The 22,161-nt window shown below is 45.1% G+C and carries 18 protein-coding genes, 1 tRNA gene and 1 pseudogene; 18 read left to right on the top strand and 2 right to left on the bottom strand.

Annotation, left to right across the window (positions count from 1 at the left end; genetic code table 11):
- Window positions 1-19: 19 nt before the first annotated feature.
- On the bottom strand, window positions 20-838 hold the full coding sequence (locus tag BACFIN_RS04620; RefSeq protein ID WP_007756548.1) for a 1-acyl-sn-glycerol-3-phosphate acyltransferase: 819 nt from the start codon (window positions 836-838) through the stop codon (window positions 20-22).
- A 259-nt stretch (window positions 839-1,097) separates the two neighbouring features.
- Here BACFIN_RS04620 and BACFIN_RS04625 point away from each other — a divergent pair, with 259 nt between their 5' ends.
- From BACFIN_RS04625 to BACFIN_RS04695, 15 genes are all read left to right on the top strand, one after another.
- Window positions 1,098-1,601, top strand: a complete 504-nt coding sequence (locus tag BACFIN_RS04625) for an RNA polymerase sigma factor (RefSeq protein ID WP_007756541.1) — start codon at window positions 1,098-1,100, stop codon at window positions 1,599-1,601.
- A 187-nt stretch (window positions 1,602-1,788) separates the two neighbouring features.
- Entirely contained in the window at window positions 1,789-2,259 is a 471-nt protein-coding gene (gene mraZ / locus BACFIN_RS04630; protein ID WP_007756540.1) for a division/cell wall cluster transcriptional repressor MraZ, read from the top strand.
- Window positions 2,246-3,160 carry a 16S rRNA (cytosine(1402)-N(4))-methyltransferase RsmH gene (gene rsmH, locus BACFIN_RS04635; protein WP_022276268.1) on the top strand — a complete coding sequence of 305 codons (915 nt, stop codon included), beginning with the start codon at window positions 2,246-2,248 and terminating at the stop codon, window positions 3,158-3,160. Before mraZ ends, rsmH begins: the two co-directional genes overlap by 14 nt.
- A 6-nt stretch (window positions 3,161-3,166) precedes the next feature.
- On the top strand, window positions 3,167-3,523 hold the full coding sequence (locus BACFIN_RS04640; RefSeq protein ID WP_007756538.1) for an FtsL-like putative cell division protein: 357 nt from the start codon (window positions 3,167-3,169) through the stop codon (window positions 3,521-3,523).
- Window positions 3,524-3,580: 57 nt separating this feature from the next.
- On the top strand, window positions 3,581-5,710 hold the full coding sequence (locus BACFIN_RS04645; protein ID WP_032839844.1) for a penicillin-binding protein: 2,130 nt from the start codon (window positions 3,581-3,583) through the stop codon (window positions 5,708-5,710).
- Window positions 5,711-5,735: 25 nt separating this feature from the next.
- Complete coding sequence (locus tag BACFIN_RS04650; protein WP_007756532.1) at window positions 5,736-7,187, top strand: UDP-N-acetylmuramoyl-L-alanyl-D-glutamate--2,6-diaminopimelate ligase; 1,452 nt, start codon at window positions 5,736-5,738, stop codon at window positions 7,185-7,187.
- 18 nt (window positions 7,188-7,205) lie between these two features.
- The gene (mraY, locus tag BACFIN_RS04655) at window positions 7,206-8,474 is read left to right on the top strand and encodes a phospho-N-acetylmuramoyl-pentapeptide-transferase (RefSeq protein WP_007756530.1); all 1,269 of its coding nucleotides are present in this window, start codon (window positions 7,206-7,208) and stop codon (window positions 8,472-8,474) included.
- A 131-nt stretch (window positions 8,475-8,605) separates the two neighbouring features.
- Window positions 8,606-9,940: a UDP-N-acetylmuramoyl-L-alanine--D-glutamate ligase gene (gene murD / locus BACFIN_RS04660; protein ID WP_007756529.1), complete on the top strand. Its 1,335-nt coding sequence runs from the start codon at window positions 8,606-8,608 to the stop codon at window positions 9,938-9,940.
- A 32-nt stretch (window positions 9,941-9,972) separates the two neighbouring features.
- Window positions 9,973-11,289 (top strand): FtsW/RodA/SpoVE family cell cycle protein, encoded by a 1,317-nt coding sequence (locus tag BACFIN_RS04665; protein WP_007756527.1) that lies wholly within the window; start codon window positions 9,973-9,975, stop codon window positions 11,287-11,289.
- 37 nt (window positions 11,290-11,326) lie between these two features.
- The gene (gene murG, locus BACFIN_RS04670; protein WP_007756521.1) at window positions 11,327-12,448 is read left to right on the top strand and encodes an undecaprenyldiphospho-muramoylpentapeptide beta-N-acetylglucosaminyltransferase; all 1,122 of its coding nucleotides are present in this window, start codon (window positions 11,327-11,329) and stop codon (window positions 12,446-12,448) included.
- Window positions 12,449-12,479: 31 nt separating this feature from the next.
- Complete coding sequence (murC, locus tag BACFIN_RS04675) at window positions 12,480-13,862, top strand: UDP-N-acetylmuramate--L-alanine ligase (RefSeq protein WP_007756520.1); 1,383 nt, start codon at window positions 12,480-12,482, stop codon at window positions 13,860-13,862.
- Window positions 13,863-13,868: 6 nt separating this feature from the next.
- Window positions 13,869-14,609, top strand: a complete 741-nt coding sequence (locus BACFIN_RS04680) for a cell division protein FtsQ/DivIB (protein ID WP_007756519.1) — start codon at window positions 13,869-13,871, stop codon at window positions 14,607-14,609.
- A 75-nt stretch (window positions 14,610-14,684) separates the two neighbouring features.
- A complete protein-coding gene (gene ftsA, locus BACFIN_RS04685; RefSeq protein ID WP_007756517.1) occupies window positions 14,685-16,142 on the top strand; it encodes a cell division protein FtsA in 1,458 nt (485 codons plus the stop codon).
- Window positions 16,143-16,198: 56 nt separating this feature from the next.
- A complete protein-coding gene (ftsZ, locus tag BACFIN_RS04690; protein WP_007756514.1) occupies window positions 16,199-17,509 on the top strand; it encodes a cell division protein FtsZ in 1,311 nt (436 codons plus the stop codon).
- Between the two features lie 85 nt (window positions 17,510-17,594).
- Entirely contained in the window at window positions 17,595-18,044 is a 450-nt protein-coding gene (locus tag BACFIN_RS04695; protein WP_007756512.1) for a GatB/YqeY domain-containing protein, read from the top strand.
- Between the two features lie 448 nt (window positions 18,045-18,492).
- Here BACFIN_RS04695 and recO read toward each other — a convergent pair.
- A pseudogene (gene recO / locus BACFIN_RS20965) lies at window positions 18,493-19,220 on the bottom strand (DNA repair protein RecO).
- A 386-nt stretch (window positions 19,221-19,606) separates the two neighbouring features.
- Here recO and BACFIN_RS04700 point away from each other — a divergent pair.
- From BACFIN_RS04700 to gyrB, 3 genes are all read left to right on the top strand, one after another.
- Window positions 19,607-19,678 (top strand) — tRNA-Glu (locus tag BACFIN_RS04700).
- A 44-nt stretch (window positions 19,679-19,722) separates the two neighbouring features.
- Entirely contained in the window at window positions 19,723-19,977 is a 255-nt protein-coding gene (rpsT, locus tag BACFIN_RS04705; protein WP_007756504.1) for a 30S ribosomal protein S20, read from the top strand.
- 197 nt (window positions 19,978-20,174) lie between these two features.
- Window positions 20,175-22,133: a DNA topoisomerase (ATP-hydrolyzing) subunit B gene (gyrB, locus tag BACFIN_RS04710; RefSeq protein ID WP_007756494.1), complete on the top strand. Its 1,959-nt coding sequence runs from the start codon at window positions 20,175-20,177 to the stop codon at window positions 22,131-22,133.
- Window positions 22,134-22,161: the final 28 nt, after the last annotated feature.

Raw genomic sequence — 22,161 nt, 5'->3', positions numbered from 1 at the left:
GTTATAGTTGTTCTATCAGTTACAGTTTATATACAATGTCTTTCACGTACTCCGCCCACTGTGCCGGAGTTTTCGATTTATCGAAAGTCTGCCAGGGTATCGGCTTACCGAAAGTTACAGTAAAAGTCTGGTGTCGGTTCTTGAACATTTCATCCGCAAGGTACAACATGGCGATATTGAACTTAATACCTAATGCTTTGCAGAAATTTGCCAGATTATAAAAGAAATCGGAGTTCCGACCTCCAAAATGCACGGGGATCACATCACGTTCCGTCTGTATACTCTTTACTACAAATGTCTTCTTCCATTCCAGATCGCGAATCACTCCATTACGCCGACGCGAACAGAGACCGGCAGGAAACATGATCAGCTGATCGTCGGACTTAAATCCGGCCTCCACCATCTTAGGGAAATCCTTTGCCTGTTTGCCGGTTTTATTAATAGGTATGCAAAGCGGAGCTAATCCGTGAAGATTCATCAACAAGTCGTTCACCAGATATTTCACCTTCCCGTCATAATGCCGCCCCAACACATAACCAAGCGCGACACCGTCCTGCCCTCCCAACGGATGATTGGACACAAAGGTGTACAATCCGTCTTTAGGCAGGTTTTCGATACCTTTCACATCCACCTTCGCATCCAGAAAGTCCATACATGCCTCCAAGAAGTCTACCCCTACTTTATCTTTCGATTCATTCAGGAATACATTGATCTCATCCTGATGAACAATTTTCTTCAAATAAGAAATCACGAACTTAGGGATGTACTTATATCGCTTCGGAGCTTTTGTCCGAAGAATCTTATCGACATCAATCAAAAATAAAGAGTCATCAGTCATTCTTTTCAAATAAAAATGATGGCACAAAATTAACGGTTCTTTTTTATTAATCGCAATAATTTGGTAGAAAATGCAGGATTAAAGTTCATAACACAAAAAAATAGCACCCAAAAACTATCAAATACCACCTAAAAACTATCAGCTGACAATTTTCAGGTCAAATTCAGTCTGATTTTCCCCCATCGAATTCCTGAAAATACCGTAAAATTGCAACATCGAAATTTACGAACGAATATTCACAATTTAAAAGCAACACAGTATGAAAAATTTAAGCTTCAGAAAAGATTTAGTAGGAGTACAAGAAGAATTATTCCGCTTCGCCTACAAACTGACAACTGATCGTGAAGAAGCAAACGATTTGTTGCAGGAGACGTCATTAAAAGCATTAGATAACGAAGATAAATATATGCCTGATACTAATTTTAAAGGATGGATGTACACCATCATGCGCAATATATTCATCAACAACTACCGCAAGGTAGTCCGCGATCAAACATTTGTTGACCAAACCGACAACTTATACCACCTGAACTTGCCGCAAGATACAAGTTATGAAAGTACAGAGAGAGCATACGACCTGAAAGAGATGCACCGGGTAGTCAACAAACTCCCTAAAGAATACAGAGTTCCGTTTGCAATGCACGTTTCAGGATTCAAATACCGAGAAATTGCGGAGAAACTGAACCTCCCTTTGGGTACAGTAAAAAGCCGCATCTTCTTCACACGCCAGAAATTGCAGGAAGACCTGAAAGATTTTCGCTAGACCTTAACTAAAAAGATACTAAATTGTACGAGCCCCGAGTGTTGAACATACCGACACTCGGGGCTCTTTTTTTCAAGTAAATCAACATTTAACACTCTGTTGAAAACTTCTCTAAAAGTTTTTGTGGAAAATCGTGGGGAATTGTGGGGAATTTCATACTTTTACGGTCTCTTATTATAATAAGGTAATGATACGTTTTTTAGGTAATATTGAAGCCAAAGCAGACACTAAAGGAAGAGTGTTCATTCCCGCTATCTTCAGGAAGCAATTACAAGCTGCTTCTGAAGAAAGGCTTATTATGCGCAAAGACGTATTTCAAGACTGCCTGACTCTATACCCAGAGGGCGTGTGGAACGAGGAGTTGAACGAACTTCGCAGCAGACTTAACAAGTGGAACAATAAGCATCAACTCATTTTCAGACAGTTTGTGAGCGACGTTGAGGTGGTGACACCGGACAGCAACGGACGCATATTAATCCCCAAGCGGTATTTACAGATCTGCAATATACATGGGGATATACGCTTCATCGGCATCGACAACAAGATAGAGATCTGGTCGAAGGAGCGGGCAGAACAGCCGTTTATGTCACCCGAAGAGTTCGGAGCGGCATTAGAAGAAATTATGAACGATGAAAACAAACAAGATGGAGAAAGATGAACTGACATATCATGTACCTGTGCTGCTGAAAGAAAGCGTTGACGGGATGAACATCCGCCCTGACGGAACGTATGTAGACGTTACCTTCGGTGGAGCAGGACATTCGCGAGAGATTCTTTCACGGCTCGGGGAAGGCGGACGACTTTTAGGATTTGACCAAGATGAAGACGCCGAACGGAATATCGTTGATGATCCCCACTTTATTTTCGTACGCAGCAACTTCCGTTACCTGCACAATTTCCTGCGCTATCACGATATAGAGCAAGTAGATGCGATTTTAGCTGATCTAGGTGTGTCTTCCCATCATTTTGATGACAGTGAACGCGGTTTCTCTTTCCGTTTCGACGGAGATCTGGATATGCGCATGAATAAACGTGCAGGACTTACGGCAGCCGATATCGTAAACACTTACGAAGAGGAACGCCTCGCCAACATTTTCTATCTCTATGGAGAATTAAAAAATAGCCGTAAACTCGCGTCTGTGATTGTCAAAGCACGGAACGGGCAGGCTATCCGTACCATCGGAGAGTTTTTGGAAGTCATCAAGCCACTTTTTGGTCGCGAAAGGGAAAAGAAGGAATTGGCAAAGGTATTCCAAGCACTGCGGATTGAAGTAAACCAAGAGATGGAAGCATTGAAAGAAATGTTACTGGCAGCAACAGAAGCATTGAAACCGGGTGGCAGACTAGTAGTGATCACCTATCACTCACTGGAGGACCGCATGGTGAAAAACATTATGAAAACCGGAAATGTAGAGGGAAAAGCAGAAAGCGATTTCTTCGGGAATCTGAATACCCCCTTCCGCCTTGTCAACAACAAAGTGATTGTTCCCGACGAAACGGAAATAGAAAGGAATCCGCGTTCAAGAAGTGCTAAATTACGAATTGCAGAAAAGAAATAAAGAGAAATGGAAGAGGAAGTAGTAAATAAGAAAACAGAAGAGGGAAAAAAGAAAAAACGCACCTCACTAAAAAGTATTCTGGGTGGGGACATTCTGGCTACCGACTTTTTCCGCCGTCAGACGAAGTTGCTGGTACTGATCATGGTATTCATCATCTTCTACATCCATAACCGCTATGCCAGTCAGCAACAGCAGATCGAGATAGACCGGTTAAAAAAGGAACTGATAGATATAAAATACGATGCGCTGACACGTAGCTCGGAACTGATGGAGAAGAGCCGCCAGTCACGTATCGAAGACTATATTTCTAGTAAGGAGAGTGATTTGCAGACATCCACCAACCCTCCTTACCTTATTAAATAGGTGGAGATCTGGGAGTTTTAAAAGACAAGCACTGTGGCAGTTAATAAAAAGAATATAATGACCCGCTATTTCTTCGTCATCCTCGTGATGGCGTTGATAGGTGTAGCAATTGTCGTAAAGGCAGGAATCACTATGTTTGCCGAGCGTCAGTATTGGCAGGACGTAGCCGATCGTTTCGTGAAAGAGAACGTAACGGTGAAGCCTAATCGTGGAAACATTATTTCCTCCGACGGTAAACTAATGGCCAGTTCCTTACCCGAATACAGGATATATATGGACTTTATGTCCGGTGAGAAGGACGAAAAACGAAGAAAGAAAGATCAGGCCAGACGCGACTCCATTCTTAATGCCAACATGGATTCAATCTGCATCGGACTGAACAAGATTTTCCCGGATAAGAGTGTCGCTCAATTCAAGGCACATCTTAAAAAAGGGCGCCAGGCTAAGAGCCGTAACTATCTGATTTACCCGAAACGCATCTCCTATATACAATATAAAGAGGTAAAGAGATTGCCTGTGTTCTGCCTGAACCGATACAAAGGAGGATTCAAGGAGTTAGCCTACAATCAGAGGAAAAAACCGTTTGGCTCGTTGGCAGCACGTACGTTGGGAGATGTTTATGCCGATACGGCAAAAGGAGCCAGAAATGGCATAGAGTTGGCTTTTGACACCATCTTGAAAGGGCGGAACGGACTGACACATCGCCAGAAAGTGATGAATAAATACCTGAATATAGTAGACGTACCACCGGTTGACGGTTGCGACCTCCTCACTACTATTGATGTGGGTATGCAGGATATTTGCGAAAAGGCATTGGTAGACAAGCTAAAAGAGTTGAATGCAAGTGTTGGTGTAGTCGTTCTGATGGAAGTGGCTACGGGAGAAGTAAAAGCAATCGTCAATATGATGCAGGGCAAGGACGGAGAATATTACGAAATGCGCAATAACGCCATCAGCGATATGCTTGAGCCCGGTTCTACCTTCAAGACGGCCTCCATTATGGTAGCTCTTGAAGATGGAAAAATCACTCCCGACTACGTAGTGGATACAGGCAACGGGCAAATGCCGATGCATGGTCGCGTGATGAAGGACCACAACTGGCATCGCGGAGGATACGGCAAACTAACTGTCACCGAGATATTAGGAGTGTCTTCCAACGTGGGTACATCGTATATCATAGACCACTTCTACGGAAGCAATCCGCAGAAGTTTGTCGACGGACTAAAACGGATGAGTATTGACCAACCTCTCCATCTGCAGATAGCCGGAGAAGGGAAGCCGAACATTCGGGGCCCCAAAGAGAGAAGTTATTTTTCAAAGACCGCGTTGCCATGGATGAGTATCGGTTACGAGACACAAGTACCACCGATGAACATCGTTACTTTTTACAATGCAATAGCCAACAAAGGCGTAATGGTGCGTCCCAAGTTCGTAAAAGCAGCGATAAAAGACGGAGAGATAGTAAAAGAATATCCGACCGAAGTTATCAATCCGAAGATATGTTCGGACAAGACATTGGCAGACATACAGATGATATTGCGTAAAGTAGTAGGTGAAGGACTTGCCAAACCGGCAGGAAGCAAACAGTTCCATGTTTCGGGAAAAACGGGGACAGCGCAAATCTCACAGGGAGCAGCCGGATACAAGACGGGGAGAACGAATTATCTAGTCAGTTTCTGCGGTTATTTCCCGTCAGAGGATCCTAAATATAGCATGATTGTTTCCATTCAGAAACCGGGACTACCAGCCTCAGGAGGTTTGATGGCAGGTAGCGTATTCAGCAGGATTGCCGAAAGAGTATACGCCAAAGACTTACGTTTGCCGCTCACCAATGCGATTGATACGAATTCCGTAGTCATTCCGAACGTAAAAGCCGGAGAGATGAGGGAAGCTCAGCGGGTATTGGAAGAACTGAATATTCAGGTGCAAGGTAAAATAGCCGACGCAGGAAAAGAAGTGTGGGGAAATACCCACCTGGCTCCACAAGCCGTAGTGCTGGAAAGTCGGAGCAATATGCAGAATTTTGTACCGAGTGTCATAGGTATGGGAGCTAAAGACGCTGTATACCTGCTGGAAAGTAAAGGGTTGAAAGTGCATCTTGTCGGAGTGGGCAAGGTAAAAAGTCAGTCGATAGCCAACGGAAGCATTGTTAGAAAAGGACAGACAGTGACGCTTACGCTAAAATAGTGAATGATTAAAAACAAATAGAGTAATGTTATTAAATGAGCTACTGAAAGCAATCCAACCGGTACAGATAGCCGGAGATTCAAATATAGAAATTGCCGGAATCAACATAGATTCCCGTTTGGTAGAAGCCGGACAACTGTTCATGGCTATGCGCGGTACGCAAGCCGACGGCCATGCCTATATACCCGCCGCCATCAGTAAAGGCGCCACCGCTATCCTCTGCGAGGATATGCCCGAAAAACCGGTGGAGGGAATTACCTATATACAAGTAAAAGACAGCGAGGACGCGGTAGGTAAGATTGCCACTACCTTCTATGGAGATCCGACTTCCAAACTGGAGTTGGTCGGTGTCACCGGAACAAATGGAAAAACGACCATCGCTACCTTATTATATAATACCTTCCGCTATTTCGGATATAAAGTAGGACTTATCTCTACAGTCTGCAATTATATCGATGACGAGCCGATTCCAACGGAGCACACCACACCTGACCCTATCACGCTGAACCGTTTATTGGGACGGATGGCAGACGAAGGATGTAAATACGCCTTTATGGAAGTCAGTTCCCATTCGATCGCACAGAAGCGTATCAGCGGATTAAAATTCGCCGGAGGTATCTTCACCAATCTCACCCGTGACCATCTGGACTATCATAAGACAGTAGAGAATTATCTGAAAGCTAAGAAAAAGTTCTTCGATGACCTGCCGAAGAATGCGTTCAGTCTGACCAATCTCGATGACAAGAACGGACTGGTAATGACGCAAAACACACGTTCCAAAGTCTATACTTATTCGCTGAGAAGTCTCAGTGACTTCAAAGGACGGGTGTTGGAATCCCATTTTGAAGGAATGCTACTTGATTTCAACAATCACGAGCTGGCAGTTCAGTTTATCGGCAAGTTCAACGCTTCCAACTTATTAGCGGTATTCGGTGCCGCTGTCCTGCTCGGAAAAAAAGAAGAAGATGTGTTGGTTGCCCTTAGCACACTGCATCCGGTTGCAGGACGTTTCGACGCTGTGCGTTCAAAAGACGGAGTTACCGCAATTGTCGACTACGCCCATACTCCGGACGCCCTTACTAATGTGCTGAATGCCATACATGGGGTATTGGAAGGGAAAGGAAAAGTAATCACCGTAGTAGGTGCGGGTGGCAACCGTGACAAAGGCAAGCGCCCCATCATGGCAAAGGAAGCCGCCAAAGCCAGCGACCGTGTTATCATCACTTCGGACAATCCACGTTTTGAAGAGCCGCAAGACATCATCAACGATATGTTGGCCGGACTGGATGCAGAAGACATGAGAAAAACATTAAGCATCGCCGACCGCAAGGAAGCCATCCGTACGGCCTGTATGCTGGCTGAGAAAGGAGACGTAATACTCATTGCCGGAAAAGGGCACGAGAATTACCAAGAGATAAAAGGAGTAAAACATCACTTCGATGACAAAGAAGAAGTGAAGAGAATGTTGAACGATTAGACACCAACCACTGAAGAAATGTTATATTATTTGTTTGAATGGCTGCATAAGCTCAATTTTCCCGGAGCGGGAATGTTTGGATATACCTCATTCCGTGCACTGATGGCAGTTATCCTCGCCCTACTTATTTCGAGTATCTGGGGAGATAAGTTTATCAACCTGCTCAAGAAGAAACAAATCACGGAGACACAACGGGATGCGAAAATCGACCCGTTCGGCGTCAACAAAGTAGGCGTACCAAGTATGGGAGGCGTCATCATCATTACCGCCATCCTGATTCCTTGCCTGCTTTTAGGCAAGTTGCATAATATATATATGATACTTATGTTGATCACCACCGTATGGCTGGGATCACTCGGTTTTGCCGACGACTACATCAAGATTTTCAAGAAAGATAAAGAAGGACTGCATGGCAAGTTCAAGATCATCGGGCAAGTAGGTCTGGGACTGATTGTCGGACTTACTTTATATTTAAGTCCGGACGTGGTCATTCGCGAAAACATCGAGATACACAATCCGGGACAGGAGATGGAAGTGGTACACGGAACAAATGACTTGAAATCTACCCAGACGACCATTCCTTTCTTTAAGAGCAACAACCTTGACTATGCAGATCTGGTAGCTTTCATGGGCGATCACGCACAAGCGGCCGGATGGGTACTGTTCGTTATCATCACCATCTTTGTCGTTACCGCCGTATCCAACGGAGCCAACCTGAATGACGGCATGGACGGAATGGCGGCGGGCAATTCCGCCATCATCGGAGCTACGCTAGGGATATTGGCTTACGTATCATCACACATTGAGTTTGCCGGCTATCTGAACATTATGTACATCCCGGGATCGGAAGAACTCGTAATTTACATCTGCGCCTTTATCGGTGCATTGATCGGCTTCCTCTGGTACAATGCCTATCCGGCACAAGTATTCATGGGAGATACCGGCAGTCTGACGATTGGCGGAATCATTGCCGTATTCGCCATCATCATCCATAAAGAATTGCTGATACCGATTCTCTGCGGTGTATTCCTCGTAGAAAATCTATCGGTCATTCTCCAACGGGCTTACTATAAAGCCGGAAAACGAAAAGGAGTGAAACAACGGCTGTTCAAACGGACGCCGATTCACGATCATTTCCGCACTTCCATGAATTTGATAGAACCGGGATGTACGGTGAAGTTCACCAAGCCCGACCAACTGTTCCACGAATCAAAAATTACTGTCCGTTTTTGGATTGTGACCATCGTGCTGGCAGCCATAACGATTATAACGCTGAAAATAAGGTAAACGCTGAAGATAACTGAGGCGTGAATTAACAATAAAGAATCAGAGAGTATTAACCCGATTATTAACTTTTAAAGGATGTGCACAACTAATAGGCAATTCAGCATATTGGAGACAAGAGCACATTAGTGTAAATGAAAAGAATAGTAATTTTAGGAGCTGGCGAAAGCGGTGCAGGTGCAGCCGTACTCGCTAAAGTCAAAGGATTTGAGACGTTTGTTTCGGATATGTCCGCCATCAAGGACAAGTATAAGGAACTTCTCGACAGCCACCACATTGACTGGGAAGAAGGCCGCCATACCGAAGAACTCATTCTGAATGCCGACGAAGTAATCAAAAGTCCGGGTATTCCGAATGACGCTCCCCTCATTCTGAAACTGAAAGCTCAAGGAACGCCGGTTATATCAGAGATTGAGTTTGCCGGACGTTACACGAACGCCAAAATGATCTGTATCACCGGTTCGAACGGGAAGACGACTACGACTTCCCTCATCTACCATATTTTCAAGAGTGCAGGTATGAACGTAGGTTTGGCAGGCAATATCGGCAAGAGCCTGGCTTTGCAGGTAGCCGAAGACCACCATGACTATTATATTATCGAACTGAGTTCTTTCCAGTTGGATAATATGTATAACTTCCGTGCAAATATAGCCGTATTGATGAATATTACTCCGGACCATCTGGACCGCTACGATCATTGTATGCAGAATTACATCGATGCCAAATTCCGTATCACCCAGAATCAAACTCCGGACGACGCTTTTATCTTCTGGAACGACGACCCTATCATTAAACGCGAATTGGCAAAGCATGGTCTGAAAGCACACCTCTACCCTTTCGCAGCCGTAAAGGAAGACGGAGCGATTGCATACGTAGAAGATCACGAAGTGAAAATCAACGAGCCGATTGCTTTCAATATGGAACAGGAGGAATTGGCTTTGACAGGCCAGCATAACCTGTACAATTCTTTGGCAGCCGGTATCTCAGCCAATCTGGCAGGTATCACCAAAGAGAACATACGCAAGGCCCTCTCCGACTTCAAGGGCGTGGAACACCGGTTGGAGAAAGTGGCACGTGTCCGTGGAATTGATTTCATCAACGACTCCAAAGCGACAAACGTCAATTCGTGTTGGTATGCCCTGCAAAGCATGACTACCAAAACAGTATTGATTCTCGGTGGAAAAGATAAAGGAAACGACTATACGGAAATTGAAGACCTGGTACGCGAAAAGTGCTCGGCTCTTGTATATATGGGACTTCACAACGAGAAACTGCATGATTTCTTCGACCGTTTCGGTTTGCCCGTAGCAGACGTGCAAACCGGCATGAAAGACGCCGTAGAAGCCGCCTATAAATTGGCGAAGAAAGGTGAAACCGTATTATTAAGTCCTTGCTGCGCTTCTTTCGACCTCTTCAAGAGTTACGAGGATCGTGGCGAGCAATTTAAAGAATGCGTCCGTGCCCTTTAATTTTTAATTTATAATTTTTAATTTCTGCAAGATTGGATTTATTAAAGAACATATTCAAAGGCGACAAGGTAATCTGGATTATTTTCCTTTGTCTCTGCCTCATCTCGATAATCGAGGTGTTCTCGGCAGCGTCGACACTGACCTATAAAAGTGGCGACCATTGGGGACCGATTACACAGCACTCTGTTATTCTGATGGTGGGTGCAGTAGTAGTGGTAATTCTACACAACATACCCTACAAATGGTTTCAGGTATTTCCGGTCTTCCTGTATCCGATTTCTCTGGTACTGTTGGCATTTGTCACCCTGATGGGTATCATTACAGGCGACCGTGTCAACGGAGCTGCGCGTTGGATGACCTTTATGGGATTACAGTTCCAACCGTCGGAGTTGGCAAAAATGGCGGTTATCATTGCCGTCTCATTTATCTTGTCCAAGAAACAGGACGAATACGGAGCCAACCCGAAAGCCTTCAAATACATTATGATTCTTACCGGACTGGTCTTTCTGCTTATTGCACCGGAAAACCTTTCAACAGCCATGCTGCTATTCGGAGTTGTATGTATGATGATGTTCATCGGGCGGGTATCTTCCAAGAAACTGTTCGGTATGCTGGGGCTAATGGCACTTGTAGGCATAGTGGCTGTGGGAATACTAATGGCCATTCCCGGAAAGACACTGCACAATACGCCGGGACTTCACCGTTTCGAGACCTGGCAGAACCGTGTTTCCGGCTTCTTCGAAAATAAAGAGGTACCTGCCGCCAAGTTCGATATTGATAAAGACGCACAGATAGCACACGCCCGAATCGCCATTGCTACCAGCAATGTAGTCGGCAAAGGTCCGGGCAACTCAATACAACGCGATTTCCTCAGTCAAGCCTTCTCCGACTTTATCTTCGCCATTGTGATCGAAGAGATGGGATTGATAGGGGGGATATTCGTGGTATTCCTCTATCTATGCTTGCTGATGCGGGCCGGACGAATCGCCCAGAAATGCGAAAGGACTTTTCCCGCCTTCCTTGTGATGGGGATTGCCTTGTTGTTGGTATCGCAGGCAATACTGAACATGATGGTTGCCGTCGGACTATTCCCCGTCACAGGACAACCGCTACCTCTAGTCAGCAAAGGAGGAACAAGTACATTGATTAATTGTGCTTACATCGGAATGATATTAAGCGTCAGCCGATATACCGCTCATCTGGAAGAACAGAAAGCGCACGATGCGCAGATTCAGTTGCAGATCGCGACAGATGCGGCCGCCAATTCGGAAGCTCAGACTGCTGCCGAGCCAACTGCACAGATTTTGAACAGCGATGCAAAATTCGAGGATGAGAGTGACAAGCAATGAACGGTCAGTAGCACGAAACGGATAGGAGAAAAGAACTATGACGGAAAAAGAACTTAGAATTATTATTAGCGGTGGAGGTACGGGAGGGCACATCTTTCCCGCCGTCTCTATTGCAAACGCGATAATAGAGTTACGCCCTGACGCCAAAATCCTCTTTGTAGGAGCGGAAGGTCGTATGGAAATGCAACGGGTTCCCGATGCGGGCTATCAAATCATCGGTCTTCCGATAGCCGGTTTCGACCGCAAGCATTTATGGAAGAATGTATCGGTAATCATCAAACTGATACGCAGCCAATGGAAGGCGCGCAGTATCATCAAGAACTTCCGTCCGCAAGTAGCGGTAGGCGTAGGCGGTTACGCCAGTGGTCCCACGTTGAAGACCGCTGGAATGATGGGAGTGCCTACCTTGATACAGGAGCAGAACTCGTATGCCGGAGTCACCAATAAACTATTGGCACAGAAAGCCCGGAGAATCTGTGTAGCTTATGACGGTATGGAGAAATTCTTCCCTGCCGATAAGATTATCATGACGGGAAATCCGGTACGTCAGAACCTGACAAAAGATATGCCGTCCAAAGAGGACGCACTACGTTCTTTCCATCTGCAACCGGACAAAAAAACGATTCTTATCGTAGGTGGCAGCTTGGGAGCGCGCACCATCAATAACACGCTGACTGCCGGATTAGCGACAATCAAAGAAAACGGAAACATACAATTTATCTGGCAAACCGGTAAATTTTACTATCCGCAAGTGACAGAAGCTGTGAAAGCGGCAGGCGCACTTCCCAATCTATATGTAACGGATTTTATCAAAGATATGGCTGCTGCCTATTCAGCGGCCGACCTTGTTATCTCCCGTGCAGGAGCAGGCTCCATCTCTGAATTCTGCCTATTGCATAAACCTGTCATTCTGGTACCTTCCCCCAATGTGGCCGAAGACCATCAGACTAAGAATGCCCTAGCACTGGTAGACAAACAGGCAGCTATCTACGTCAAAGACAGCGAAGCGGAAAAGACATTGGTAGATGTTGCTTTAACCACCGTCAATGATGAGCGGAGATTAAAAGAATTAAGCGAGAATATAGCCAAGCTGGCTTTACCCGATTCTGCGAAAATCATCGCGCAGGAAGTGATAAAACTGGCGGAAGCAAAGAACTAATCGATTCATACAAATACTAAAGATAGAAGAAATGAATATCGAAACTATAAAATCAGTTTATTTCGTAGGTGCCGGCGGTATCGGTATGAGTGCCCTTGTACGCTACTTCCTCTTCAAAGGCAAGGTAGTAGCCGGATATGACCGTACTCCCACTCCATTGACTGAAGCTCTGATTGCCGAAGGCGCGCAGATACATTACGAAGAAAATGTGGATTTGATTCCGGAAGCTTGTAAAGACAAAGAAAGTACGCTCGTCGTATTCACCCCCGCCGTCCCACAGGAACACGAAGAACTGGTTTACTTCCGCAACAACGGATTCGAGATACAAAAACGCGCTCAAGTATTGGGAACGATTACACATTCGAGCAAAGGCTTGTGTGTAGCCGGTACTCATGGAAAGACCACTACATCCACCATGACGGCACATCTGCTCCATCAGTCACACGTAGAATGTACCGCCTTTCTCGGAGGAATCTCGAAAAATTACGGAACAAACCTCTTGCTTTCACAGAAAAGCCCTTACACGGTAATCGAAGCCGACGAATTCGACCGTTCCTTCCATTGGCTGTCCCCGTTTATGTCTGTCATTACAGCTACCGATCCGGATCACTTGGATATTTACGGAACAGAAGCAGCTTATCTGGAAAGTTTCGAACATTACACAACCCTCATCCAGCCGGGCGGCGCATTGATCATCCGCAAAGGCATCTCACTACAGCCCAAAGTGCAACCCGGTGTACGCGTTTACACCTATTCACGTGACGAGGGCGACTTCCATGCAGAGAATATCCGCATCGGAAACGGAGAGATATTTATAGACTTTGTGGCGCCGGATACCCGTATCAATGATATCCAACTCGGAGTGCCCGTGAGTATCAACATAGAAAATGGCGTAGCCGCTATGGCATTGGCACACCTGAACGGAGTAACCGATGAAGAGATTAAAAGAGGCATGGCTAGTTTTCGGGGAGTAGACCGCCGGTTCGACTTTAAGATCAAGAACGACCGGATAGTCTTCCTGAGCGACTATGCCCATCACCCTTCAGAAATCAAGCAGAGTGTACTGTCGATGCGGGAGCTTTACAAAGACAAGAAAATCACAGCTATCTTCCAGCCACACCTTTATACCCGTACGCGCGATTTCTATCAAGACTTTGCCGACAGCCTGTCGCTGCTTGACGAAGTGATTCTGGTAGATATCTATCCGGCACGCGAAGCCCCGATTCCGGGAGTTACCAGCCGGCTGATTTACGACAATCTCCGTCCCGGTATCGAAAAAAGTATGTGCAAAAAGGAAGATATACTGAACATTCTGAAAGATAAAAACATTGAAGTATTAATAACTTTGGGAGCAGGAGATATAGACAACTATGTCCCCGAGATAAAGAAAATACTGGAAAGGAAGAATGATTAATAATTTATGGTAAAGAGAATCCTTTTGTCCATCGTCATGTTGGTGCTCATAGCCTACCTGGTCGTAGCTGTCAGCGCCTTCAACCGCAAGCCTGCCGACCAGACCTGCCGTGACATGGAATTAGTTATCAAGGATACCGCTTATGCCGGTTTCATCACTAAAGACGAACTGAAAGGTATCCTTCAGAAAAAAGGCATCTACCCCATCGGGAAAAAGATGGGACGCATCTCTACCAAGTCACTGGAACGGGAACTGAGTAAACACCCGTTGATTGACGAAGCAGAATGCTACAAGACTCCTAGCGGCAAAGTCTGCGTGGAAGTGACACAACGCATTCCCATCTTACGGGTAATGAGCGCCAACGGTGAGAATTACTACCTTGACAACAAAGGAACCGTCATGCCTCCCGATGCAAAATGCGTCGCTCACCGGGTAATTGTCACCGGAAACGTAGAAAAGTCGTTTGCAATGAAGGATTTATATAAGTTTGGTGTATTTTTGCATAACAATAAGTTCTGGGATGCGCAGATAGAACAGATTCATGTATTGCCCGACCGCAATATCGAATTAGTGCCACGTGTGGGAGACCACCTTGTCTATCTCGGCAAACTGGATGACTTTGAAGACAAACTGGCACGCCTGAAAGAATTCTATAAGAAAGGGCTCAATAAGGTAGGCTGGAACAAATATTCACGCATCAACCTTGAATTCAGCAATCAGATTATCTGTACGAAAAGAGAACGATGAGTGATAAGTGATGAGATATAAGTGACAGATCTCTCCAAATAGTAAACTGTAAACAATTAAATAGTAAATAAAGAGATGGCAACAACAGAATTTATCGCCGCTATTGAACTTGGTTCATCGAAGATAACCGGTGTGGCCGGAAGAAAGAACAGTGACGGAAGTATGCAGATACTGGCGTATGCACAGGAAGACTCTTCTACGTTCATCCGTAAAGGAGTTATCTTTAACCTGGACAAGACGGCACAAAGTCTGACTTCTATCATCAACAGACTGGAAGGTGAGTTGAAAAACTCAATTGCTAAAGTATATGTAGGTATTGGCGGTCAATCACTTCGCACAGTACGCAACGTGGTAAGCCGCGATCTGGAAGAAGAAGCCATCATATCGGAGGAACTTGTCAGTGCTATCGGCGACGAGAACATCGCCATCCCGGTGGTAGATATGGACATACTGGACGTAGCGCCACAGGAATATAAAGTGGGAAATAACCTGCAAGCCAATCCGGTGGGTCTGGTAGGAAGCCATATCGAAGGCCGTTTCCTCAATATTGTCGCCCGTGCTTCCGTGCGGAAGAATTTGGAGCATTGCTTCCAACAGGCAAAAATAGATATAGCCGAACAACTGATTGCCCCGCTCGTGACAGCCAACGCGGTATTGACAGAAAGCGAACGCCGTTCGGGCTGCGCTTTGGTCGACTTCGGTGCAGATACGACTACCATCTCCGTTTACAAAAACAATATCCTCCGCTTCCTGACTGTGCTGCCACTAGGAGGTAACAGTATCACACGAGACATCACCACCTTGCAGATGGAAGAGGAAGAAGCAGAACGTTTGAAGAAAACCTACGGTGACGCTCTTTATGAAGAAGAGCCCGAACAAGAAGAGGCTACTTGCAAACTGGACGATGACAGCCGTATCATTAAAGTAGCCGACCTCAACAATATCATCGAAGCCCGTGCCGAAGAAATCATCGCCAATGTATGGAATCAGATACAACTCTCCGGCTTTGACGACAAACTGCTGGCAGGAATTATCATGACAGGAGGAGCTACCAACCTAAAGAACCTGGAAGAGATGTTGCGCAAACGTAGCAAAATAGAGAAAATCAGAATGGCAAGACTTCCACGCAATACCGTTCATGCCCCTAGTGATATCCTGAAAAAAGACGGCTCGCAGAATACGTTATTCGGACTTCTGTTTGAAGGGAACCAGAATTGCTGCCTGATAGAAACTGTTTCTCAACCTGCTCCGGCCACTCCTAAACCGGAAGCGGAAGTTCTCAAGACAGCCGATATGTTCGAAAACGACCAAGATTTGAAAGAACAGGCCCGCATCGCCCGACTCAAGAAAGAGGAAGAGGAACGAGAAGCCAAACTGGCTGCCAAAGAAGCCGAGAAACTTCGCAAACAGAAAGAAAAGGAGGAGAAAGAAAGGCGGAAAAAAGAAGCTAAGCCCGGTTGGTTCACAACAAAAATGAAGAAAACGATTGAGGAAATGACCAACATCTTCAATGAAGATGATGAAATGAAATAACTTCCGGAGACATAGCTTGTAATTTGTAAATAGTAACTAGTAATTAGCATAAGATTATGGACGAGATAGTACAATTCGATTTCCCGACAGATTCACCGAAGATCATCAAAGTGATTGGCGTAGGTGGTGGTGGTGGCAACGCTGTAAACCACATGTACCGGGAAGGTATTCATGATGTAACGTTCGTTCTTTGCAACACGGACAACCAGGCATTGGCCGAATCACCGGTTCCGGTGAAACTGCAACTGGGCCGTAGCATCACACAAGGTCTTGGGGCCGGCAACCGTCCCGAACGGGCACGCGATGCCGCCGAAGAAAGTATAGAAGACATTAGAAACCAACTGAACGACGGCACCAAGATGGTATTCATCACTGCCGGAATGGGTGGTGGAACAGGAACCGGCGCAGCCCCTGTCATTGCCCGCATCGCAAAGGAGATGGATATTCTGACAGTCGGTATCGTTACCATCCCCTTTATCTTCGAAGGGGAAAAGAAAATTATCCAAGCGTTGGACGGCGTGGAACGTATCGCTCAACACGTTGACGCTTTATTGGTTATCAACAACGAACGCTTGCGCGAAATATATGCCGACCTTACCTTTATGAATGCATTCGGCAAGGCCGATGATACACTCTCCATCGCTGCCAAAAGTATTGCCGAGATTATCACCATGCGCGGTACGGTCAACCTGGACTTTGCCGATGTGAAGACTATCTTGAAAGATGGTGGAGTAGCCATCATGAGTACCGGATTCGGTGAAGGAGAAAATCGGGTAACCAAAGCAATCGATGATGCGCTGCATTCTCCGCTACTTAACAACAACGATATCTTCAACGCCAAAAAAGTGATGTTGAACGTTTCTTTCTGTCCGTCATCCGAATTGATGATGGAAGAGATGAACGAGATACATGAATTCATGAGTAAGTTCCGCGAAGGCGTGGAGGTTATCTGGGGTGTTGCCATCGACAACTCTTTGGAAACAAAAGTGAAGATTACCGTACTTGCAACCGGATTCGGAGTAGAGGATGTTCCCGGCATGGACAGCCTGCACGCTGCGCGCAGCCAGGAAGAAGAGGAACGCCAACTGCAACTGGAAGAAGAAAAAGAGAAAAACAAAGAACGCATCCGCAAAGCATACGGAGAAAGCGCCAGCAATATCGGAAGCAAGAGTCTGCGCAAACGTCGTCACATCTACCTCTTCAATATGGAAGATCTGGACAACGACGACATCATCGCTATGGTAGAAGATTCTCCCACATATATGCGCGATAAGACAACCCTCACCAAGATACGGACCAAAGCCGCTTTGGAGGAAGAAGTCACAACGGAAGAAGCAACAGACGAGAATGGCGTGATTACGTTCTAAACAAAGAACTAAAAACGAAGATTATAAACTCGCAGAATCAGGCTTCAGTTATAATTTTTAATCTTTAATTTTTAATTATAATAGTATGGATTTATTTGATAAAGTCAGCGAAGACATAAAAAACGCAATGAAGGCAAAGGACAAAGTAGCCTTAGAGACTTTGAGAAACGTTAAGAAGTTTTTCCTTGAAGCAAAGACTGCTCCGGGAGCTAACGATACACTGACAGATGACGCGGCACTTAAAATCATCCAGAAACTCGTAAAACAAGGAAAGGACTCTGCCGAGATCTATATCGGACAAGGCCGTCAGGACTTGGCTGACGCAGAGCTAGGACAGGTAGCCGTTATGGAGAAGTATCTGCCGAAACAAATGTCTGCCGAAGAACTGGAAGCGGCATTAAAGGAAATCATTGCCGAAGTGGGTGCCACCAGCGGAAAAGACATGGGTAAAGTAATGGGAGTAGCTTCCAAGAAATTGGCAGGACTTGCCGAAGGCCGTGCCATCTCAGCAAAAGTAAAAGAGCTTTTGGGATAATTCACCCACTCTCTACTGAGAAGTTTTTTTTACTTTCGATCTCTCATCTCTCATAAATCAGAGATAAAAGATTAAATATCAGCAATATACTTTATGAGAGATAACTCACGATGAGTTATCTCTCATCATTTCTCCCAGTATCTCTCATCATTTCCTCAAAACGTCTCTCATCATCCTTCAAGTACCGGCATTCATCTATCAAAGCACTGGCATAAGTTTATAAAACTACCGACATTGTTCTGTTAAAACACCGACATAGTTAATTCGTCACGGCCGTGACGAGATCTCGTCATGGTTGTGGTAGGATCTCGTCACAGCCGTGGGAAGAAGTCACCACAGCCATGACAAATCATCTATACCGGTATCCAATATGAACAATGCAGGGAATAAACACATTGTATCCCTACTTCTTTCATCTACTAAATCAGTGCCTATCAGCCGAAAGGAGCTAATCAAACAGTTCTTTCAACACTTCTAATGATTTCAATACCGGGAAGTCCGGCAAATGCAGACTATAATAATCATTGATAGTCGTCAGACAACGAGTACGTTCGGCACGACTCATACCGAAAAGATGCATAGTCTCATAATTCATACGCATCAATTGCCGAAGACGTCCCGCATCTTCAGGATTGATATAGGATGAATGCAGTTGGGGACGAGTAGAAGTAAAACAAGCATTCAGCAAATCGAAGTAATCACCGGCATGATAGTCTTCCAGATTGGGATAAAGGCCCAAAAACGGGAAAGACGCATTAGAAAAACAAGATGGAAATTAGAGAATCCTTCCCTGCACTCATCCAGCCAAATGATGGAATGCTGCAAATAAGCAAACAACGGACGGTTCTCAGCCTCCTCCCGAATAGCCCGATAAAGGAATTCCGATAGAAAAAGTGCCATCGCAGATTTATAAGGATCATAGGGAATGGAAGAAAAAGGATAAAAGGATTTCGCCTCTTTCACCCGATAAAGAGTCGCATTCGGTCTGTAATCCGCCTCAAATTCAATAAAAGACAACGGCTGGAAAAGAACGGATTTCACCGCTGCTTTTCGTGAACGGGGAACTGCCACAAGAAAAGAAGCCCTGCCGGAAAGCTCCGTATATATATCTACAATGATAGAAGTATCATTATACTTTAATGTATGAAGAACGATTCCTTTCGTTTTTTGCAGCATAACCAATCACAAATTTCCATTCCGGAACAAAACTACAAAAAATCTTCTAAATAAGAATCCCGTTGACTGCCGAATAAAAGAAAATAAGCGATTCCGTTCGCAGAGAGAAGGAAGAGGAAAAGAGCGCCCTTTATATATAATAAGGTATAGGCAAAAGTACATCCGATATTGGCAAAAGGAAAAATGAAGTTTTTTCACGAGAAACAGAGAAGTATAATTAATTGAATATCAGAAAGAAAAGAAAGACAAAAGAAGACAACCGGAAAATTTATGCTATTTTTTTCAGCAAATTGTTTGTCAGTTTCAAAAAAGTTCCTACCTTTGCATCCGCAATCGAGAAACAAACACAGATTCGAGAAAGCAAAAGCAGAAATGCAACACAGAATGGCCCGTTCGTCTATCGGTTAGGACGCAAGATTTTCATTCTTGAAAGGGGGGTTCGATTCCCCCACGGGCTACAAGTTAAAAGAATAAACGAACTAAAAAAAACAGATTAGTCGAGATGGCAAATCATAAATCATCACTGAAAAGAATCAGACAAGAAGAGACTAGAAGACTTCACAACAGATATTATGGCAAGACCATGAGAAACGCTGTTAGAAAGCTTCGCGCAACTACTGACAAAGCAGAAGCAGTTGCAATGTATCCGGGCATTACAAAGATGTTGGATAAGTTGGCTAAGACAAATGTGATTCACAAAAACAAAGCTAACAATCTGAAATCTAAGTTGGCTATTTACATCAACAAGCTCGCTTAATAAGAAGAATTCAATAATTCTATATAGCACCAGGCTGAACTTTTAAGTTCGGCCTTTCTTGTTTATAATTACCTATATACCAGTTCACCCAAGAAAACGGAGAATCCTCCTCCATTCTTAATTTTTCACGGTTTATTCTTCGTCAAGTCGACAAATTTCACTATATTTGCTCTGTTATTAAAGTTAGAAAGGCAATTATGAGCGAAGAACAAATCACTCCCAATAACGGGTCTTATTCTGCGGATAGTATCCAGGTATTGGAAGGTCTCGAAGCAGTAAGAAAACGCCCTGCGATGTACATCGGTGACATCAGCGTAAAGGGACTTCACCACTTAGTATACGAAATTGTCGATAACTCCATCGACGAAGCGTTGGCAGGATACTGTACGCACATAGAGGTGACAATCAACGAAGACAACTCAATCACAGTACAGGACAACGGACGCGGTATTCCGGTAGACTATCACGAGAAAGAAAAGAAGTCGGCATTGGAAGTAGCCATGACCGTACTGCATGCCGGAGGTAAGTTCGATAAAGGTTCCTACAAAGTATCCGGAGGTCTGCACGGTGTAGGTATGTCTTGTGTGAACGCATTGTCCACACACATGACTACTCAAGTATTCCGGGGTGGTAAGATTTACCAGCAGGAGTATGAAATAGGTAAACCACTTTATTCTGTAAAAGAAGTCGGCACTTCCGACATTACCGGTACCCGCCAACAATTCTGGCCGGATGGCAGCATTTTCACGGAAACGGTGTATGACTACAAAATATTGGCTTCACGTCTGCGCGAATTGGCCTACTTGAATGCAGGACTACGCATCTCACTGACCGACCGCCGCGTGGTAAATGAAGACGGCAGCTTCAAAAGCGAGCAATTCTATTCGGAAGAAGGTCTGAGAGAGTTTGTACGCTTCATCGAGTCTTCTCGCGAACACTTGATAAACGACGTTATTTATCTCAATTCAGAGAAGCAGGGAATTCCTATTGAAGTGGCTATCATGTACAATACCGGATTCTCCGAAAACGTTCACTCATACGTTAATAATATCAACACCATCGAAGGTGGTACGCACCTGGCCGGTTTCCGCCGCGCATTAACCCGTACATTGAAGAAATACGCCGAAGACAGCAAAATGCTGGAAAAGGTGAAGGTGGAAATCTCGGGAGATGACTTCCGCGAAGGCTTGACCGCTGTTATTTCTGTAAAAGTAGCCGAACCTCAATTTGAGGGACAGACCAAGACGAAGTTGGGTAACAACGAAGTAATGGGTGCTGTAGACCAAGCGGTAGGTGAAGTGTTATCCTACTATTTGGAAGAACATCCGAAAGAGGCCAAAACAATTGTTGACAAGGTGATTTTAGCCGCTACCGCCCGTCACGCTGCAAGAAAAGCCCGTGAAATGGTACAACGCAAGTCTCCGATGTCCGGAGGCGGTCTGCCGGGCAAACTGGCCGACTGTTCGGACAAAGATCCGTCTAAATGCGAACTGTTCCTTGTCGAGGGAGATTCGGCAGGCGGTACTGCCAAACAAGGCCGTAACCGTATGTTCCAAGCCATCCTCCCGTTACGCGGTAAGATTCTGAATGTGGAGAAAGCCATGTACCACAAAGCTTTGGAAAGCGAGGAAATCCGTAATATATATACCGCATTAGGGGTGACAATCGGAACGGAAGATGACAGCAAAGAAGCAAATATCGAAAAGCTGCGTTATCACAAGATTATCATCATGACCGATGCCGACGTCGATGGTTCTCACATCGACACATTGATCATGACTTTCTTCTTCCGCTATATGCCTCAAATCATTCAGAACGGATACCTGTACATTGCTACTCCTCCGCTCTACCTTTGTACGAAAGGCAAGGTAAAAGAATATTGCTGGACAGACGCGCAGCTTCAAAATTTCATCGACACTTACGGCGGTGGTTCCGAAAGCGCCGTACACATCCAACGATACAAAGGTTTGGGTGAGATGAATGCGGAACAGCTATGGAGTACGACTATGGACCCCGAAAACCGTATGCTGAAGCAAGTAAATATAGATAATGCAGCGGAAGCCGATTATATCTTCTCCATGCTGATGGGTGAAGACGTAGGTCCGCGCCGCGAATTTATTGAAGAGAACGCAACGTATGCAAATATCGATGCATAGTTGTCATATTACGTTTTTATAAACCAAC

It is taken from the genome of Bacteroides finegoldii DSM 17565, assembly GCF_000156195.1.
GTDB classification, from domain to species: domain Bacteria; phylum Bacteroidota; class Bacteroidia; order Bacteroidales; family Bacteroidaceae; genus Bacteroides; species Bacteroides finegoldii.
This window is presented reverse-complemented; position numbering and strand designations above follow the sequence as displayed.

Excerpts from the sequence above, each read along its gene's own strand:
- BACFIN_RS04620 (WP_007756548.1), bottom strand. The coding sequence starts at position 838 with ATGACTGATGACTCTTTATTTTTGATTGATGTCGATAAGATTCTTCGG.
- BACFIN_RS04625 (WP_007756541.1), top strand. The coding sequence starts at position 1,098 with ATGAAAAATTTAAGCTTCAGAAAAGATTTAGTAGGAGTACAAGAAGAA.
- mraZ (WP_007756540.1), top strand. The coding sequence starts at position 1,789 with ATGATACGTTTTTTAGGTAATATTGAAGCCAAAGCAGACACTAAAGGA.
- rsmH (WP_022276268.1), top strand. The coding sequence starts at position 2,246 with ATGGAGAAAGATGAACTGACATATCATGTACCTGTGCTGCTGAAAGAA.
- BACFIN_RS04640 (WP_007756538.1), top strand. The coding sequence starts at position 3,167 with ATGGAAGAGGAAGTAGTAAATAAGAAAACAGAAGAGGGAAAAAAGAAA.
- BACFIN_RS04645 (WP_032839844.1), top strand. The coding sequence starts at position 3,581 with ATGACCCGCTATTTCTTCGTCATCCTCGTGATGGCGTTGATAGGTGTA.
- BACFIN_RS04650 (WP_007756532.1), top strand. The coding sequence starts at position 5,736 with ATGTTATTAAATGAGCTACTGAAAGCAATCCAACCGGTACAGATAGCC.
- mraY (WP_007756530.1), top strand. The coding sequence starts at position 7,206 with ATGTTATATTATTTGTTTGAATGGCTGCATAAGCTCAATTTTCCCGGA.
- murD (WP_007756529.1), top strand. The coding sequence starts at position 8,606 with ATGAAAAGAATAGTAATTTTAGGAGCTGGCGAAAGCGGTGCAGGTGCA.
- murG (WP_007756521.1), top strand. The coding sequence starts at position 11,327 with ATGACGGAAAAAGAACTTAGAATTATTATTAGCGGTGGAGGTACGGGA.
- murC (WP_007756520.1), top strand. The coding sequence starts at position 12,480 with ATGAATATCGAAACTATAAAATCAGTTTATTTCGTAGGTGCCGGCGGT.
- BACFIN_RS04680 (WP_007756519.1), top strand. The coding sequence starts at position 13,869 with ATGGTAAAGAGAATCCTTTTGTCCATCGTCATGTTGGTGCTCATAGCC.
- ftsA (WP_007756517.1), top strand. The coding sequence starts at position 14,685 with ATGGCAACAACAGAATTTATCGCCGCTATTGAACTTGGTTCATCGAAG.
- ftsZ (WP_007756514.1), top strand. The coding sequence starts at position 16,199 with ATGGACGAGATAGTACAATTCGATTTCCCGACAGATTCACCGAAGATC.
- BACFIN_RS04695 (WP_007756512.1), top strand. The coding sequence starts at position 17,595 with ATGGATTTATTTGATAAAGTCAGCGAAGACATAAAAAACGCAATGAAG.
- rpsT (WP_007756504.1), top strand. The coding sequence starts at position 19,723 with ATGGCAAATCATAAATCATCACTGAAAAGAATCAGACAAGAAGAGACT.
- gyrB (WP_007756494.1), top strand. The coding sequence starts at position 20,175 with ATGAGCGAAGAACAAATCACTCCCAATAACGGGTCTTATTCTGCGGAT.